Here is a 17,313-nt window from a genome sequence, read left to right on the forward strand (position 1 = left end):
TTTCTGGCAGGAACATTTTCAACTTTCTATTTTCATAACCATGGCAGGTAATTCTTACCAGCATTAACGGATTAAATAATCATGGCAAAATCGCCAATTCTTTTAGATTTCAGCTTGTTAAAAGATAACGCTAACTTTCGTGCCGTATTTTTTGCCCGCTTTATTTCGATATTAGGGCTGGGGATGCTCACGGTTGCGGTACCGGTACAGATACAAATGATGACCGGCTCTACCTTGCAGGTCGGGCTAGCAGTCACCTTGGATGGGGTAGGAATGTTTATTGGCCTACTACTGGGAGGGGTACTGGCAGATAGGCTTGACCGACGTAAACTGATTTTATTCGCGCGCTTTACCTGTGGTTTAGGTTTTATTGGCTTAAGTTTCAATGCGTTTTCCGCCACCCCCTCACTGTGGGTGCTGTATGTATTAGCGGCTTGGGATGGGTTCTTTGGTGCCTTGGGTATGACGGCGTTGATGGCAGCAACACCGTCATTGGTCGGGCGCGAGAATCTGGCTGCCGCAGGGGGATTAAGCATGTTAACCGTGCGCTTTGGCTCGGTTATCTCTCCGGCAATTGGCGGCTTGGTAATTGTGTATGGCGGAGTGGGTTGGAACTATGGTATTGCCGCTGTGGGGACGATGTTAACGTTGTTGCCGCTGTTGAGTCTGCCTGCAATGAAACCGGCGACCAGCCAGCATGAGCACCCGCTACGGGCATTAGCCACCGGGATTTCGTTCGTTTTTAGCCATAAAGTGGTGGGTTCCGTGGTGTTACTGGGGACGTTGGTGAGTATGATTGGGGCGATTCGCATTCTGTTCCCGGCACTGGCGGAAAATACCTATCATGTCGGGGCTTCACAGGTCGGTTTGATGTATTCCGTGGTGCCGCTCGGTGCGACGATTGGGGCTTTTACCAGTGGGTGGGTGAATCAGGTGCGACGGCCCGGAATAGTATTGATGTACAGCTCGATTGCCGCCTTTTTAGCCATCGGAACCTTAGGATTAACCCATAATTTCTATCTGGCATTACCCGGTTTATTGCTGTATGGCTATCTGGGTTCTATTAGCGGATTACTGCAATATACCTTGGTACAAACCCATACCCCGGATGCTCTACTGGGGCGGGTAAATAGCTTGTGGAATGTGCAGTTTGTCGCCGGTGAATCATTCGGCGCCTTGGGGTTAGGTGTGCTGGCGAGAGTCATGGCTCCTGCGCTCAGCGCTCTGACCTTTGGTGCGGCGGCAGCGATATTGGGGGGAATAATCGTAGTCTGTGGCGGTACGTTACGAAGGGCGACTATGGGGGGGAATCAGAGTGCTTCAGAGGGGGACGAGGCGGTCGTTGAATAAATTATTTCTTTTAGTTGAAAGTTAACTGGATGATCAGTTCGGCTGTGAAGTTGAATCAACCGAACTGATCCTCTAACCGGATATCAACTAAAACCCGGCCCAATACCTCATTCAATTTCATATCTAAAACAAAAATAAGGCTTAAGGCTTGGTCTTAAACATCCCCTCAATCCGTGCTAACAAATTACTCGCACTATAATAATCCAAGCGGAATGTATCATAGCCCGCAGCATAAACTCGCTGGTGCTCAATGGCTGGGATATGGGATAAAAACTTGTTACTTTTCAAAGCATCTATTGCCGGTTGATCACCAGAAAATAGCAAGATAGTCTCGCCGTTAAGACCTTCGGCCAGCTTCTCTCCGCCTAGTTGGATGATATCTTTGCGGTGCCCCATACTGGTGTTGCCCTTCACGGCATCAGGAACTTCAGCCAATGTGAAGCCCAGTTCCTGTAACAATTTTCCCTGCGCGGAATCTTCGGTCCACAAATTGGCGGTGCTACCAGCAGCCTGATAGACAAATGCTGAAGTTGGTTGTGGCGGCAGAGTAATATTCTGCTTTACCTCATTGAGCCGACGGGTGAAATTATCAATCACTTGCTGAGCATCAGCTTCATGCCCGGTTGCTTGCCCCAGTACGATAGCCAACTCTTGCCAGCTCTTGTCATCGTAATTAATCACCAAAGTGGGGGCGATTGCTGACAATTGCTCATATAACTTCAATGCCGAATCTCCGCCAGTGGCAGAAATGATAATTAAGTCCGGATTCATACCCGCAACAGCTTCGGCATTGGGCTCTGTTTGGTACATCGGTACGAGTTTTTTAGCCTGTGCAACATCTGACCATTGGGTAAAGAAACCTTGATGATCCGCGACTGTAGTGTCGGGCACCGTCGCCCCGGTAGCAATGACCGGCGCATTGATCGCCAGCAAGGTACCGGTGATGGTAATGCTGGTGGACACAATGCGTGTTGGCTGATGCGTCAGTGTCACCGGGCCTGTGGCCGTTTCTACTGTACGTGACCATGTAGATGTATTTTCACTGGTTGCTGATGATGCTGGCTTACTTGTTGTTTCTTCAGCAGGTTTACAGGCGGATAAGCATAAAATAAGGCTTAAAATCCCCAAACCAGTCAATACTGAGCGGAATTTTTTGTGCTGAACGTGATGGATAGCAAGGGACATAATGGCGTTTTCTCTTCCTATTTATACCCGTCATCTTTCAAGTTGCAGATGTGTTGGCCACCCTGTTACTTCAGTCAATTGACTTTGTAAACTCATCGGGATGCCCCCTTTACCGCCTTCCTACATCCTGAAAGCTATTAGGTACATATTAATAATGGTTAATAATAATATCTTTACATTGATTGACAATGCGAATGGTTAGTCGTAATTTACCACGCACAAAAAGGAATGATAGTAATTATTATTTAGATTACTATTAACATCGCAGTGGAGGTCTCTGTGCGATACAGCAACTCTGAAGAACATGGCAGCTCTGAAGAAATGCCCATTAATTCGTCGTTTTCAGCCGTACCCTCAGCATTTTTATTCACTTCAAGACACCAGAGTATCAAAACTCAGGGTATCTTCGAGCGAATTCATCAAGCAGCACAAAGTCGTGCTGGTAATGATAATACGCTGCAAAATGCCTTAAAACAGGCATTCCAGCGCGCACGTCATGCCGGGCAGCAACAACCTATCATCGTTGGGGCAATTCCTTTTGATGCCAGTCAGGCATCGTGTTTATTTGTTCCGGATCATTATCAGCTTTGTGATCGACAAGCATTGGTCGATGCGGCGCAAGTTGTACATCGCCACCCTGTCACCGTAAGTGCAGTACGCAGTTTGCCGGATGAAAACCAATTTAAACAGAGTGTTGCTGAGGCAGTTTCTGCTTGCCGGCGCGGAACAATCCATAAAGTTGTTCTTTCGCGCATTCTGGAAATTGATACTGATAGCCCAGTTGATAGCGATCAGGTTATGAATCATTTACTGGTCCAAAACAGTGCGGCACATCACTTCCGGGTGCCTTTGGCTGATGGTGGGGTATTGCTTGGTGCTAGCCCTGAATTATTGGTACGTAAGCATCAATCTGATGTCTACACCAATCCATTAGCTGGGTCGGCAAAACGTCAGGCCGATCCGCAGGATGACCTGGCTATCAGCGAAACGCTACTGGATTCCGAAAAAGACCAATATGAGCATCGTTTGGTTATCGATGAAATTCGCCGCTTGCTGACACCACATTGCCGCAACCTGAATATTCCCTCACAACCTTCATTGATTAACACCGCGGCACTGTGGCACTTATCTTCCGCCATCAGTGGTGAGTTGGAAAACCCAAATATGACGGTGTTGGAACTGGCGAATTTGTTGCATCCGACTCCTGCCTTGTGTGGTTTACCAACACAAAAAGCCCGGCAGTTAATCAACCAAATAGAGCCCTTTGATCGCGGCTTATTCAGTGGGATTGTCGGTTGGTGTGATGAACAGGGCAATGGCGAGTGGGCGGTGATCATTCGCTGTGCCACGGTGCATCCAACTCAGGTCCGACTTTTTGCTGGTGCGGGTATTGTCGCTGCCTCACAACCGGCGTTGGAATGGGCGGAAACTGAAGCCAAATTGGGCACCATGCTCAATGCTCTGGCGATTAGTCTCTCAGGAGAGCAGCCATGAGCATCGAGTTTACCCGCTGGCCAGATGAGTTTGCCCGCCGTTATCGCGAGAAAGGCTATTGGACTGATCAGCCGATGACCGAGATTTTAGCCCGTCAATGCCAGAGACGACCTGATGCGACGGCGATCATTTGTGGTGAGCGCCATATCAGCTATGCGCAGTTCGAGCAGGCTGCCCAGCGCTTGGCTATTCGCCTGACGAAACTGGGCTTAAGCTGTGGCGACACGGCCTTGGTTCAACTCCCCAATTGTGCCGAGTTTTATCTGGTCTATTTTGCATTATTAAAAATGGGTGTTGCGCCAGTTAATGCCCTTTTCAGCCATAACCGACTGGAATTAAACGCTTATATTGAACAGGTTCAGCCGCGGTTGCTGATTGCTCATGCTGGCCATAGTCTGTTTGCTGAGGGGGATTATTGCACCCAGCTGCAGCAAAAAGCACCAATGCTAGACGTGGTGATTGTGGCGGGAAATACTGATTATGCCCAGTCGCTAGAAGCCCTGCTGTATGCTGATGAATGGAATGATGAAGCCGCAGCGTTTCATCCATCAGCCGCTGATAATGTGGCCTTCTTCCAGCTTTCTGGTGGTAGCACTGGAACACCAAAACTGATCCCCCGCACTCACAATGATTATTACTACAGTGTGCGTGCCAGCGCGGAGATTTGTCAGCTCAATGAGCATACTCGCTACCTCTGCGCCTTACCGGCGGCCCATAATTACCCGCTAAGCTCACCGGGAGCCTTAGGGGTATTCTATGCGGGTGGTTGTGTGGTGTTAGCGCCAGATCCAAGTGCCATGAGCTGTTTCCCGCTGATTAAACGTCATCAAATCACTTTCACTTCTTTGGTACCGCCCGCGGTGGCCCTGTGGTTACAGGCTGCGGAGCATTTTGCTGATGACCTGGCCAGTTTGCAGGTATTGCAAGTCGGTGGGGCGAAACTCAGTGAGTCTTTGGCGCGACGTATTCCGCAGATACTGGGTTGCCAATTACAACAGGTGCTGGGCATGGCGGAAGGGTTGGTGAATTACACCCGCTTTGATGACAGTGACCATCTGGTGTTTACCACTCAAGGCCGCCCGATAAGCGAAGATGATGAAATCAAAGTGGTTGATAGTGCCGGAGTTGCTGTCGCTATCGGCGAAGTCGGTGCTTTGGTCACTCGTGGCCCCTATACCTTCCGTGGCTATTATCGTAGCCCCATCCACAACGCGAATGCCTTTGATAATGAAGGTTTTTACCACTCAGGCGATTTGGTGAAGATGACCGAAGAAGGCTATTTACGGGTGGTTGGGCGAGAAAAAGATCAGATTAACCGGGGGGGTGAAAAGATTGCCGCGGAAGAGATTGAAAACTTGCTGGTGGCTCATGACGACATTATTCACGCGGCGCTGGTTTCAATGCCGGATGAAATAATGGGGGAGAAAAGCTGTGCCTTTATTGTCGCCACAAATATCCGTCTCAAACCGGTCACTTTACGCAAATATCTGCGTGAGCTGGGGGTGGCGGATTTCAAATTGCCCGATCGTTTTGAAATGGTTGCCAGCCTGCCTGTTACGCCCGTCGGCAAGATAGATAAAAAGCGGTTACGTCAGGATATTCAAGACCGCCTCACTCCGCTTAGCAAATAAGGATTTTACTATGGCTATTCCTGTTCTTCCTGCTTACGACCTCCCTAAAGCGGGGCAATTTCCGGCCAATAAAGTGAATTGGCAGTTTAACCCAGCCCGCGCAGTGTTATTAATTCACGATATGCAGGACTATTTTGTTAGCTTTTATGGTGAAAATAATCCATTGATACAGCAGGTTATCGCTAATATTGCTGCGTTGCGAGATTATTGCAAACAGCAGGGAGTTCCGGTTATCTACACCGCCCAACCCAATCATCAAAGTGCAGAGGATCGTGCGCTGCTTAATGATATGTGGGGTGCGGGTTTAAATCATCATCCGGCGAAACAGCGGGTGGTGCCAGAGCTGGCCCCGGATGAAGATGACGAAGTGCTGGTCAAATGGCGATACAGTGCATTTTACCGCTCGCCATTACGCCAAATCATGACTGATAAGGGCCGTGATCAGTTAGTTATCTGCGGTATTTATGGTCATATCGGGTGCCTAACGACGGCTACAGATGCTTTTATGCAAGATATTCAGCCTTTTATGGTTGCTGATGCTATAGCCGATTTTTCGTTAGATGAACATTTGATGGCACTTAAGTATGTGGCAACGCGCAGTGGACGAGTTATTTTTGCCGATGAAATTGTGGCTCATGGGAACAACAGTGTGGCTAATTTCAGCAAAAATGAGCTCAAACAGCAGTTGCTGGCTCTGATAGATGAAAGTGCTGAAGAGTTCGATGAAGACGAAAACCTTATCGATTATGGTTTGAATTCAGTGCATATCATGGCGCTGGCGACACAGTGGCGTCAGCAAGGAATTGAGCTAAGTTTTGTCGATTTAGCCAAAAGCCCGAGCCTGAATGGTTGGTGGAAACTGCTGGAGAAACAGCTAGCAGCCCAGACGGATAACTTGACCATAGCAGGGGTAGAATAATGGCGGTGAATCAGACTTCATCCGCTAAAAGCATGCTAGCAGCGACACTGGTCGCGCAGATGGATTTTACCGGTAAACGTGTTTGGGTGACTGGGGCCGGGCAGGGGATTGGCTATCAGATTGCCTGTCAGTTTTTTGCTTTGGGGGCAGACGTGGTGGGGCTGGATAAATGCTTCAGTGCTGACCCTACTCAGGGTTATCCATTTACCACTGCATTGTTGGATATCAGTCAGCCGCAGCAAGTGGAGTTGGTGTGCCAGTATCTGCTGAGTGAAGTTCCGCGTATCGATATCTTGGTCAATGGTGCCGGTATCCTGCGCATGGCTGATACCCAGGAACTGAGCTTGGAGGATTGGCAACAATGCTTCAATGTGAATGTTTCCGGTGCTTTCTATCTTTTACGTCAATTGATTCCGCAGTTCAAACAACAGCGATTTGGCGCGGTAGTCACTCTTGGTTCCAATGCGGCCCATGTGCCACGTATTAAAATGTCGGCCTATTGTGCATCTAAAGCGGCATTAACCAGTTTTAGTCACTGTGTCGGGCTAGAGTTAGCGGCATATGGTATCCGGTGTAATCTGGTGTCGCCCGGTTCCACCGATACCCCGATGCAGCGCGCTATGTGGCGCAGTGAAGATGCCCAACAACAGACGATTGCCGGTTTCCCGCTGCAATATAAGTTGGGGATCCCACTGGGTAAGATTGCCACACCGCAAGAGATTGCCAATACCGTGGTATTTCTGGCCTCAGATTTAGCCAGTCATATCACGATGCAAGATATCGTGGTGGATGGCGGTGCGACACTGTCGGCGTAATGGGCATTATTTTCTGCTGGCAGGTTATTCGGCCTTTATGTTTTAACAATAATGCTTGATGGAAGATATTTGGAATGAATAACCTGACAGCGCTCACTGTGACCGATTTGATCGAAGCACAGTGCTTACAGGTACCAGGGCATATTGCTGCTCAGCATTATGTTAATGATGAACACCTCACCTATGCTCAGCTTAATCAGGATGCCAACCGAATTGCCGGTTGGCTGCATCAACAGGGCATCGGTCCGCACTCCTTGATAGGGGTTTTAACTTCTGATGATCCCTATCTATTGGTTGCCTTATTAGCAATATGGAAGGCTGGTGCGGCCTACGTTCCTTTAGATAGTCATGCTTCATTGGCTCGCCTGACTCACTGTATGACGGATGCTCGTTTGGCAGTTATTCTGGGCTGTGGCTCTGCAGAGCCATTGTTACTTTGGCCAAATTGCCGCTATTTCGATATTTCCGCCCCTTCTTTTCGTCGGGCAATGCAGACTTGGCCTGCCGAACAGCCACCGGGATTCATTCGCCGCCCAGAGCAACTGGCCATGGTGGTCTATACCTCTGGTTCTACCGGGATCCCCAAGGGCGTCATGATCGAGCATCGCGCGTTGGCGAATGTCTTGCTGGATCATCAACAACGTCTTGGTGTTTGCGAGATGAGTCGGATTTATAACACACTGCCACTGGCATTCGATGCGGGAAATATGGCCACCTTGCTCCCGCTGATTGCCGGGGCGTGTTTAATCTCTGCGCTGGCCGACGTCAGTATGATTCATCAGGCCGAGGCTAGGTCAGCTACTCATTTATTACTACCGACCGCGTGGCTCACAGGCTTAAATCCCGATGATCTTCAAAAGCTGTCGGTAATGATAGTTGGGGGACAAGATTGTCCTCAAAGTGAGGCCGAACGCTGGGCTGGGCGAGTTGAACTGCACAATATGTATGGCCCGGCTGAATGTACGGTAACTGCACTTTGTGCCTGCTTGAAACCCGGTGAGACCGTCAATATTGGCAATCCTATCAACCAGATGCAGGCTTGGATACTTAATGAACAGGGCGTTCCGTGCCCAACAGGTATGGCTGGCGAGCTGTGCTTAACCGGTATTGGGTTGGCTCGCGGTTATCTTAATCAGCCACAGCTCACTGCCCACTGCTTTATTGACTGGCAGCAGCCTGATGGTCAGCAAGTTCGTCTCTACCGCACTGGAGATAAAGCTTGTCAATGGGCTACGGGAGAATTCCGCTTTTTGGGCCGAATAGCAAATGAAGTGCATATTAATGGCTATCTTATTGATATTAATGAGATTGAATCTCAGCTTAGCCTAGTATGCCCCTTGCTCTCGCAAGTGAGGGTGATGGTGCGTCAGCAGGGGAACAAGTTATTGGCTTTTGCGACGTGCTCTTGTTCATTGTCATGTTCACCAGAGCCTTGCCGAATATTGGGTGATCTGGCTTGCCGATTGCCGGACTATCTGGTGCCGGATAGATTGTACCTACTAACTGAAATGCCACTCACGGCGAATGGTAAGCTGGATGAGGAACGGTTACTGGCGCTGGAGTATTGACCAAACCACTGAACGGCAGAGGTGTTGCTTGTCCGGTTTATACTCAATTTTTCTCAATTTTCTTCATTGGCCTTTGGGTATGCACCTCGTCGCCACTCAATGCATAAAGTTGTTATTTCTCCGGTTATATTCCTCGACCTAAAAAATGACAAAAGGATCAACATGAATAAATAGATAAATTCTGCTGTATATCGTACCTGATGGTTTGATATGAATTTTTGTTAGTTTTTTATTTATCGCGCCCAATCTTATTTAATAAAATATTTAATTCTGTTGTTGTAAAAATAGCTAATGGGCTATCTGTAAATAAATTAATTAATAGGCTAACTATCTCAACACTCAATAGACATTTTGACACTGTATTTATATTCATAATAAATACATATTTCTCGGTAAACGCTGAGGGTTACTAATCATTTTTCGATTAAAATTAGCGATCGCTATTTACATTTTAATAGATGAAATCAATCAGTTTTTTATTATTGATCGGTCATCTTGATCTTTTGTATTGGTTTTATGCTATTTTGATGCCTAATCCTGATAATGAGTCTTTTTTCCCTTGCGGAAATTATCAGCGATAAACACCTTGAAATCTCAAGGAAATAAACTAAAAAAATAAAACACAGGGGTATTCCCGTGAATTTTCTAAAACATATCACCATCAGGATGGCGCTATTATCTATTCTTGTTATATTTTTGTTGCTATGGGGAGGAGTATCTGCCTTTACATTATTCTCGCTTAACCAATTAACTCACTCTTTACAGCAGAGTTCCAGCCAACAAAAAAACATTAATATTATTAATCGTGGTAATGACCAATATTTCCGAGTAGTGACGCGTTTGAGCCGTGCAGAGGCTTATCGTAAAAATGGGGCGGTTGCTGATGCTGATCGTGAATTAGCGTCGGCAGGTGTCGCGCTTAAGAATACTCAAGAAGCACTGGAGAAGTTTAAACGGCAATCTCATGAAGGCATGGACCCATCATTGACGGATAAAACTATTGAGGTCTGGTCAACATTGTTGAGTAAAGGGATTGAACCGATGTTTAAGGCGGTTAGCGATAATCGCATTGAAGATTATAACAAGCTGTTTAACAACGTATATCCACCATTTAGCCGTGAGTTTGGTGCTGCGGTGGAGAAATATAACTCTACCATTAATGAGGCAACTGAAGCGGCAAGTGTGCGGGTTCAGTTATTAGTCGAATGGTGTCAACGAGCATTACTGGCCGCCTTAATTGCGGGTGTCATCATTTTATTCTTAACTGACCGTTATATCGTCGCCTATCTGGTGCATCCGCTTAACTCTATTAAATTGCACTTTAAGCGCTTGGCTGAAGGGCAGTTAGGCCGGCCAATGGCTGAATTTGGTCGTAACTGTGTTGGCCAATTAATCCCTTATTTGCGTGAAATGCAAAATAGCCTGGTGAATACGGTATCAACTATCCGCAATAGTACCGATGCGATTTACACCGGTGCAGGTGAGATTGCAGCAGGAAATGCCGACCTCTCTTCACGCACAGAGCAACAAGCTGCAGCACTGGAAGAAACTGCCGCCAGCATGGAACAGCTGAATGCAACGGTAAAGCAGAATGCAGAAAATGCCCACCAGGCCAGTAAGCTGGCAGAAAATGCCTCTACCACCGCACAAAATGGCGGACGTATTGTCAATGATGTCGTCGCCACCATGAGCAGTATTACCGACAGTTCGCGGCGTATTGCGGATATCATTGGTGTGATCAACAGCATTGCCTTCCAGACCAATATTCTGGCACTAAACGCGGCTGTTGAAGCGGCACGCGCAGGGGAACAAGGTCGTGGTTTTGCGGTTGTTGCCAGCGAAGTCCGTAATTTAGCCCAACGCAGTGCGCAAGCAGCGAAAGAAATTGAGGGGCTGATTAGTGAATCGGTATCTCGGGTCAATATGGGATCTAAACAAGTCTCAGAAGCCGGAGAAACGATGAACAGTATTGTTCAAGCAGTGACAAATGTGACTGATATCATGGGCGAAATAGCCTCCGCCTCTGATGAGCAAAGCCGAGGAATAAGCCAAATTGGTCAGGCCGTCGCGGAAATGGATGGTGTGACACAGCAAAATGCCTCTCTGGTACAAGAGTCAGCCGCCGCCGCCGCCTCATTAGAAGAGCAGGCACGCCAATTAACGGAGGCCGTATCTGTTTTCAATCTCTCGGATAGCGCGCAAGTGTCTTAATAGTGTCAAAAATAGAGATTAAAATTAAGTAATAGAAATTACTGTCGTCATAAATAGTGTAAGCCACCGGATTGTGTTGATTGTTGAGCACACATTGGTGGCTTTTTATTGTCTATTAAAGATTTTTGATCATAAAAAAGATATAGTGAGCATGCTTTATGTCATCTCATTAATAATAAAAAACATACTTTTCATTGGGTTAAATAATAAATATGGCTTGTTTTCGCGGTATTTTCTTTCTGTTGATGATGATTATCTCATCATCCGCTTTTGCCATTAACTGCCAGCGTGCCGCGACACCGGTTGAGTACACTGTGTGTAGTGATGAGGATTTACATTGGCTAGATCAGACATTCAGTGACATTTATCAGGCAATGCTAGTGAAATATGATACTGAAACTGTTTACCAGCAGCGGCGAGCATGGGAAAAAGCCCTAAATAGCTGTACCAGTAATAGTTGTATTCAACGCGCTTATTTTCAGGGCATTGCTTCCATGTCTGATATTGATAAAGATTTTGGTTGGAGCGGCCAATGGTGGAATATCACTAAAGGAAATGACCGTGGAGGTATTATCAAAATAAACCGAGTCACTAAGTGGGGATTCAGTATTGATAGTAGTGCCTGGTCAGGTGAAAATGCAGGTAACTTTCGGGCAGAAGCTCGCAAAGTTGAAGGATTAGCGGTAGTTGATGTCATTGAAAATACAACTAATTGTCGGTTACTGTTGATTCCAACAAAAGATGGTTCTATTCAGGTACATAGTAACGGTAGTTGGGGATGTCGTATTTCGATGCCAAAAGATGTTTTTATTGATGGTCAATATGTTAGGGCAGAGAAAGATCCTAGGGAGACACCAAGCTTGCTCTCTATTGGTATTTTTACTGATGCCGCTGTTGATAAATCATTCCATGATTTAGTCGGTGAAAGCTATGAGCAATTTGTAGCGTCGGCCAACGTTTATATTTATAGCCATGACCTGGATAACCGGGGTGCAAAAGTATTATCTACCTGGGTTAGAGGTGCCGCGAATAAACGCGCATCGATAATTATGTATAACCGTACGGGGCAAATATGGGCCGCTTTTGTTGCACCAGAAAAAGATGGCAGCTTACGTGTTCACTATTTTACTAATGTGCCTGAAAATAAAGAGAAAAGACCAAAGACAATTATGGAGTGGCAGCAGACGTTTATTGATAATTAAATCCTGTGTACCTGAAGTCGCAGGGTTGTTAGCTGCTCTCGTTCGCCCAAATTACTTACTTGAGTAAGCTCATCGGGACTTACTCGTTGGTTGTCTACCTGCAACTCCAATAACTTTGGATTACATCCTGCGTACTTGAAGCCGCAGGGTGGTTAGCTACTCTCTAGGACTTGGCCCATCCTTGGGCCTCGCCTCTTCGGAATGACCACTTTTATTCCAGTGTACCAATCACATTCAGCGCCATATCATCAGGCACTTCGTTATAAGACAATACATTTAACCCATTACAGAATAACCGAGCATAACGCGATATTACTGGTCGTAGCTGTGGTGTTACCAATAAGATCGGCTGGTGATTCTCCGCTTTCATCTGTTCTTTAATGATGGGCATATTTTGCTGTAGTTGAGTCAAAATATTCGGATCGACCGGGAAATTATCCAAGACCACTTTCCCTGCTTGCTGGGCCTGATTAAGCGAGCCAAGTAACATATTCTCTAACTCGTGATTGATGGTATAAACCGCTAGATTTTTGTCATCACCATTGATGCTATTGACGATCCCGGTACGCAATGCGTAACGCACATCAGAAGTTAATAAAAGAGCGTCTTTGGTGATAGTTGCACTGTCCAATAATGCTGTCGCGATGGTAACAATATCTTTTAGGGAGACATTATCTGTTAATAACTGACGATACACTTTCAACAGCAGGCTAAAATTAAGCGCAGTGGTTAAATCTTCGGCCAGCCGTGGTGATAATGATTCAAGTCGTTGTTGCAACTGAGTTATATCATCATAATTAAACAACACGGGTAAATGGTCACGCACTACTTTATTGACATGAGTAGCAACCACACTGGCGCAATCCACTATCTGATAACCAAAGTTTAAGGCACTCGTTTTATTTTGCGGATCTATCCACACAACGGCCAGACCATAAGTTGGGTCTATCGCCAGAATACCATCCACTTCGCCGTATTGTTCCGCAGTAGGGATTGCCATCAGTTTATCAATATGAACTTCCCCTCCAGCAACTTTGACTCCATTAATATTGATGCTGTATTGCGAAGGCTTTAAGCGAAAATTTTCCCGTACTTTAACTTCAGGTAATAAAATTCCGCAGGTCTCTGAAATAATTTGTCGGACACCGCGTAGGCGCTGGATCAAGGGTCTGCCCTTTGACTCATCAACCAAGGTCACCAGCTTATAACCAAGATTGAGGCCGATAGGTTCTACGATTGGAATACTATCCCAATTGATATTTAGCGAGTTATCATCAGAAATGGCTTGGTTGAGGGCTGTAAGATCGGGTTCAACATCCGCTTGCTGTATTTTTTTACTTTGCTGCCTAGCGGCGAACACCAGTAATCCGGTGAAACTGAGAAAGGCAAGATGGGGCATCCCCGGCACAATGGCGAGAATGAACATCACGAATGCTGCCGCATATAAAATGGTTGGTTTTGCCAGCAACTGATCTTTAATTTCATCCGTCATGTCGCCACCATCACTGACGCGGGTGACAATAATTGCTGCAGCAGTGGCTAATAGCAGAGAGGGAATTTGTGCAACTAAACCATCACCGATAGTCAGTAATACATATTGCTGGAATGATTGGCTGGCACTGAGGTCGTATTTAAAAATACCAATACAAATGCCACCGATAACATTGATCACCAAGATCATAATCCCAGCAATGGCATCTCCGCGAACAAATTTGGATGCTCCGTCCATCGCACCATAGAAATCGGCTTCACTGGCGACCTCTTTACGTCGTAGGCGCGCTTGTTCTTGATTGATTAATCCGGCATTCAGATCGGCATCAATAGCCATCTGTTTTCCAGGTAATGCATCTAAAGTAAAGCGGGCGGAGACCTCGGAAATTCGTTCAGCACCTTTCGTCACGACCACAAAATTGATTGTTGGAGTGGTATCGGAGGAGGAGCGACAAGAAATTGTGGCGCAGATAAATGGCCAAACCATTTTTTCACAACAATCCTTTATTTCCATCCCTTCTAACAGCAAAAGTGGCGGCGGCAAGTTCTCTGACAGTATTGATGGTCAGGAACAAGCCAAAGAGACCAAAAGTAACCTTGCGGTTGAAGTACCGGAACCGGAACAATCCTTGGAAGACGTGGTGGATAAATCTCGTCAGGAGATGGAGGAGTTATCGCGCATTATTATGCAGATTACCTCTGCTTATGACGCACAGTCCAATCTACATATGGAAGTGGTTCCCCAAGGTCTGCGTATTCTGATTCAGGATGATAAACAGCGGGATATGTTCCAACGCAGCAGTGCCGTGCTGACACCTTTTTTCAGTCGTTTACTGGGCGAGTTAGCTCCGGCCTTTAATGAAATGGACAATAAAATCATTATTACCGGACATACCGATGCTTCCCGTTATCGCGACCAAGAGTTGTACAACAACTGGAACTTGTCGGGTGAAAGAGCATTAATGGCGCATAAAGCCTTGGTCAAAGGTGGGCTGGCCGATGGGCGAGTATTGCAAATTAATGCGATGGGGCATCAGATGTTGCTACACGAGACGGAACCACTCGCGGCTAAAAACCGCCGCATTGAGATCATGATCTTAACCAAAACTGCCTCTGACACGCTATATCAGTTCTTTGGCAATCACCGAGAGAATGTAGTGAAATCAGTAATGAATAAAGCTGGGTAATTGCATTGCTATTTTCACTGTCCAGCCAACCCTCGATCCCCCGGCTGGACGGTGCTTTTTATTGGAAACTACAATGTTAACCACTGGCTAAACAGCGACGTATAGCATCATGTTTGGCAATTGAAAAACCCTGTTGTGGCTTTTGCTGTGCTGAACAAATTAACCAAGGCAGACTGCGCGGTTTGTATCTCACTACCCAGCCTCCATCGCTATCAATAAGATAACGTAATGCGCTAAAACGTGGCGCTATTCCACCTTGAATATCAATAACCTGTAGATCTATACCTGCATTCAACGTTGGGCTGAGTTGTAGTTCTCTATTCATTTGGTTCACCAACTCGAGCTGACCATGACTCTTTGAGTCAATAAACAACAATACCTGATTGGGTTGTGTGCAACCGATGCCAGGGATCCCCAGTACTAGCAGCGCGATTATTTGTTTAAACCAGCCCATATAGCTTCCTATGTGTCATTGTTGATTATGCCAATCCGACAAAAAATGAGATGGCAGGTAGAGGCCTGCCAAATAGTAAATTACTGCGTTTTGCTTGTCGGCCCTGTGGTTATCAATGCCGGTGTGGCGGGGACAAATGAGGCTGAGGTGGTTTTCGCACTGTTCATGGCAACCGCTTTATCATTACTAGCGCCGGGAGAATAGGGTTGGATAGAGACATCTGCTAATGCCTCGACCAGGGTATCTGGATAAGGGGCCATATTTTCCATTTCGATAATTTCTTTGGCATAACGATAATCGCCACTTTTTAATAATGCAAATACCAGATTATGGGTTAAATTCTGTTCTTTGTAGCCACGTAAATAGAGCGGGAGCAAATAACGCACTGCCGATTCATATCTCTGAGAGAATATTTCAACCATGGCGAGATTATTATTAATGATCTCATCTTTAACATACAGATTACGTGCAGTTTCAAAAGCACGGGCCGCTTCTACTAACTGACCATTTTCCGCCAGGATAATCCCTTTAGTATTATAACTTTCACCAGATTTAGGGTTCTTATTGATGGCCATATTGATAAAGTTAATCGCTGACTTATATTGACGCTGTGCTGCCAGATTTTTAGCTTGCAATAGATAAACATGCTCATCTGGGGCACTCTGTAACAGTGGGGATAAGTAATGTACAGAGGAATTGTAGTCATTTACTTTATAGTAATACTCAGCCAGTCTATAGCGGGTATTTCTATCCTCGCTATTTTTTAGCCGGTCTTTATAAACCTCAATCAGCCCACTATAGTTTTTTGACTGCTGTAAAACATACTCCTTTTCTGCACTATCTTTTGACTGATAATCACTATTTCCAGCAAATTTATAGGATGGCGAGTGCGACTGACATGCAGCTAATAAGAACATAGAAGAGAGCAATACTATCCGTGTGAAAATAAACATAATTTACCCCTGAGACATAACACGCATAATACCCGGCGCAGCAATAATAATAACTACCGGGAACATAAAGAAGAGAACGAGCGGAATACTCATTTTCGCAGAAAGTTTACCGATGATTTCTTCTGTTTTTAGCAGTTGTAATTCCCGCATTTCGGAAGAGAGTTCCATTAGGTATTCGTAAATCGAAGAACCATAGCGCAGACTTTGCTGCAAAGTGACACACAACATGCTGACTTCTCGGCTGGGTAACTCTTTTTGCAAGTGTGTTAGTCCGGCTTCCAGGCCGTTGACCTCAATTTTTTTTACCAGACGATCTAAAAACGGCACGAAGTTATCATTAATATCACCGACATTTTCAGCCAAGAATTTCAAGGAGCTTTCGATAGTCAAACCGGATTGCACGCAAATAGCCAAGAGGTCAACAAACAGGGGCATGTCTCGTTCAATTTTCTCGATACGGGCGTTAACGATATATTTTCGTACAATTCCGGGAATAATAATGACGGCAATAATAATGATTAAGCAGGAGATCATCAGGTCTTTGCTACTGAGATCTAATTTTAGCAGTTCATCTGCCATCATGACCATACTAATCAAAAATAGAGAAAACAGGAATTTCCCTAAACCTTTTTCATCAAAAATGCGCACCAGGAATAAAAAACGATTTCCTGATGCAATGATTGATTCTGTTCTGGTGCTCACTTTTGTGTAATTCTCAGTGATATTTTCACTGCTCTCCAGTGAGGAAATAACTATTTTATTTCTTGCTCTCGTGAGTCGTTGATTTTTAATGATCTGGAAAATAACAAGACCCAGACCTAACAGCATAATAATACTAAAAGACATAATCATG

General features: G+C 45.8%; 12 protein-coding genes and 2 pseudogenes. 9 read left to right on the forward strand and 5 right to left on the reverse strand.

Annotated elements, in window-relative coordinates; all coding sequences use genetic code 11:
• Positions 1-81: 81 nt before the first annotated feature.
• Positions 82-1,350, forward strand: a complete 1,269-nt coding sequence (gene entS / locus DJ58_RS13890; protein WP_004711941.1) for an enterobactin transporter EntS — start codon at positions 82-84, stop codon at positions 1,348-1,350.
• A 141-nt stretch (positions 1,351-1,491) separates the two neighbouring features.
• On the opposite strand, the gene fepB is transcribed toward entS, so the two are convergent.
• On the reverse strand, positions 1,492-2,535 hold the full coding sequence (fepB, locus tag DJ58_RS13885) for a Fe2+-enterobactin ABC transporter substrate-binding protein (RefSeq protein WP_004711939.1): 1,044 nt from the start codon (positions 2,533-2,535) through the stop codon (positions 1,492-1,494).
• Between the two features lie 321 nt (positions 2,536-2,856).
• Between fepB and DJ58_RS13880 the strand changes: the two genes are divergently transcribed.
• The 7 genes from DJ58_RS13880 (at position 2,857) to DJ58_RS13850 (ending at position 12,375) form a co-directional block, all read left to right on the forward strand.
• Entirely contained in the window at positions 2,857-4,029 is a 1,173-nt protein-coding gene (locus DJ58_RS13880) for an isochorismate synthase (RefSeq protein ID WP_004711937.1), read from the forward strand.
• On the forward strand, positions 4,026-5,660 hold the full coding sequence (locus DJ58_RS13875) for a (2,3-dihydroxybenzoyl)adenylate synthase (protein WP_032911801.1): 1,635 nt from the start codon (positions 4,026-4,028) through the stop codon (positions 5,658-5,660). Before DJ58_RS13880 ends, DJ58_RS13875 begins: the two co-directional genes overlap by 4 nt.
• 10 nt (positions 5,661-5,670) lie before the next feature.
• Positions 5,671-6,579 carry an isochorismatase gene (locus DJ58_RS13870; RefSeq protein ID WP_004711933.1) on the forward strand — a complete coding sequence of 303 codons (909 nt, stop codon included), beginning with the start codon at positions 5,671-5,673 and terminating at the stop codon, positions 6,577-6,579.
• Positions 6,579-7,394: a 2,3-dihydro-2,3-dihydroxybenzoate dehydrogenase gene (dhbA, locus tag DJ58_RS13865; RefSeq protein ID WP_279624986.1), complete on the forward strand. Its 816-nt coding sequence runs from the start codon at positions 6,579-6,581 to the stop codon at positions 7,392-7,394. The genes DJ58_RS13870 and dhbA overlap by 1 nt, the downstream gene beginning before the upstream one ends.
• Before the next feature lie 74 nt (positions 7,395-7,468).
• Positions 7,469-8,962: an amino acid adenylation domain-containing protein gene (locus DJ58_RS13860; RefSeq protein ID WP_004711931.1), complete on the forward strand. Its 1,494-nt coding sequence runs from the start codon at positions 7,469-7,471 to the stop codon at positions 8,960-8,962.
• A gap of 636 nt (positions 8,963-9,598) precedes the next feature.
• A complete protein-coding gene (locus DJ58_RS13855) occupies positions 9,599-11,173 on the forward strand; it encodes a methyl-accepting chemotaxis protein (RefSeq protein WP_032911799.1) in 1,575 nt (524 codons plus the stop codon).
• A gap of 212 nt (positions 11,174-11,385) precedes the next feature.
• Positions 11,386-12,375 carry a lysozyme inhibitor LprI family protein gene (locus DJ58_RS13850; RefSeq protein WP_004711925.1) on the forward strand — a complete coding sequence of 330 codons (990 nt, stop codon included), beginning with the start codon at positions 11,386-11,388 and terminating at the stop codon, positions 12,373-12,375.
• A gap of 211 nt (positions 12,376-12,586) precedes the next feature.
• Here DJ58_RS13850 and DJ58_RS13845 read toward each other — a convergent pair.
• Positions 12,587-14,290: pseudogene (locus DJ58_RS13845) on the reverse strand (flagellar biosynthesis protein FlhA); the annotation flags it as partial.
• On the opposite strand from DJ58_RS13845, the pseudogene lafU reads away from it, so the two are divergent.
• A pseudogene (lafU, locus tag DJ58_RS13840) lies at positions 14,289-15,053 on the forward strand (putative lateral flagellar export/assembly protein LafU); the annotation flags it as partial. The pseudogenes DJ58_RS13845 and lafU sit on opposite strands and share 2 nt — an antisense overlap.
• A 76-nt stretch (positions 15,054-15,129) precedes the next feature.
• Here the strand turns inward: lafU and DJ58_RS13835 are convergent.
• The 3 genes from DJ58_RS13835 to DJ58_RS13825 all read right to left on the reverse strand — a co-directional run bounded on the left by DJ58_RS13835 (position 15,130) and on the right by DJ58_RS13825 (position 17,312).
• Positions 15,130-15,507 carry a hypothetical protein gene (locus tag DJ58_RS13835; protein ID WP_004711919.1) on the reverse strand — a complete coding sequence of 126 codons (378 nt, stop codon included), beginning with the start codon at positions 15,505-15,507 and terminating at the stop codon, positions 15,130-15,132.
• Positions 15,508-15,587: 80 nt separating this feature from the next.
• Positions 15,588-16,460: a tetratricopeptide repeat protein gene (locus DJ58_RS13830; protein ID WP_050413915.1), complete on the reverse strand. Its 873-nt coding sequence runs from the start codon at positions 16,458-16,460 to the stop codon at positions 15,588-15,590.
• A 3-nt stretch (positions 16,461-16,463) separates the two neighbouring features.
• Complete coding sequence (locus tag DJ58_RS13825; RefSeq protein WP_004711914.1) at positions 16,464-17,312, reverse strand: type II secretion system F family protein; 849 nt, start codon at positions 17,310-17,312, stop codon at positions 16,464-16,466.
• Position 17,313 lies beyond the last annotated feature (1 nt).

This window comes from Yersinia frederiksenii ATCC 33641 (assembly GCF_000754805.1).
Taxonomy (GTDB): domain Bacteria; phylum Pseudomonadota; class Gammaproteobacteria; order Enterobacterales; family Enterobacteriaceae; genus Yersinia; species Yersinia frederiksenii.

Bases quoted from the DNA above. Each gene is read 5' to 3' on its own strand.
- DJ58_RS13850 (WP_004711925.1), top strand. From the start codon at position 11,386: ATGGCTTGTTTTCGCGGTATTTTCTTTCTGTTGATGATGATTATCTCA.
- fepB (WP_004711939.1), bottom strand. From the start codon at position 2,535: ATGTCCCTTGCTATCCATCACGTTCAGCACAAAAAATTCCGCTCAGTA.
- DJ58_RS13860 (WP_004711931.1), top strand. From the start codon at position 7,469: ATGAATAACCTGACAGCGCTCACTGTGACCGATTTGATCGAAGCACAG.
- DJ58_RS13835 (WP_004711919.1), bottom strand. From the start codon at position 15,507: ATGGGCTGGTTTAAACAAATAATCGCGCTGCTAGTACTGGGGATCCCT.
- DJ58_RS13830 (WP_050413915.1), bottom strand. From the start codon at position 16,460: ATGTTTATTTTCACACGGATAGTATTGCTCTCTTCTATGTTCTTATTA.
- entS (WP_004711941.1), top strand. From the start codon at position 82: ATGGCAAAATCGCCAATTCTTTTAGATTTCAGCTTGTTAAAAGATAAC.
- DJ58_RS13875 (WP_032911801.1), top strand. From the start codon at position 4,026: ATGAGCATCGAGTTTACCCGCTGGCCAGATGAGTTTGCCCGCCGTTAT.
- DJ58_RS13870 (WP_004711933.1), top strand. From the start codon at position 5,671: ATGGCTATTCCTGTTCTTCCTGCTTACGACCTCCCTAAAGCGGGGCAA.
- DJ58_RS13880 (WP_004711937.1), top strand. From the start codon at position 2,857: ATGCCCATTAATTCGTCGTTTTCAGCCGTACCCTCAGCATTTTTATTC.
- DJ58_RS13825 (WP_004711914.1), bottom strand. From the start codon at position 17,312: ATGATTATGTCTTTTAGTATTATTATGCTGTTAGGTCTGGGTCTTGTT.
- dhbA (WP_279624986.1), top strand. From the start codon at position 6,579: ATGGCGGTGAATCAGACTTCATCCGCTAAAAGCATGCTAGCAGCGACA.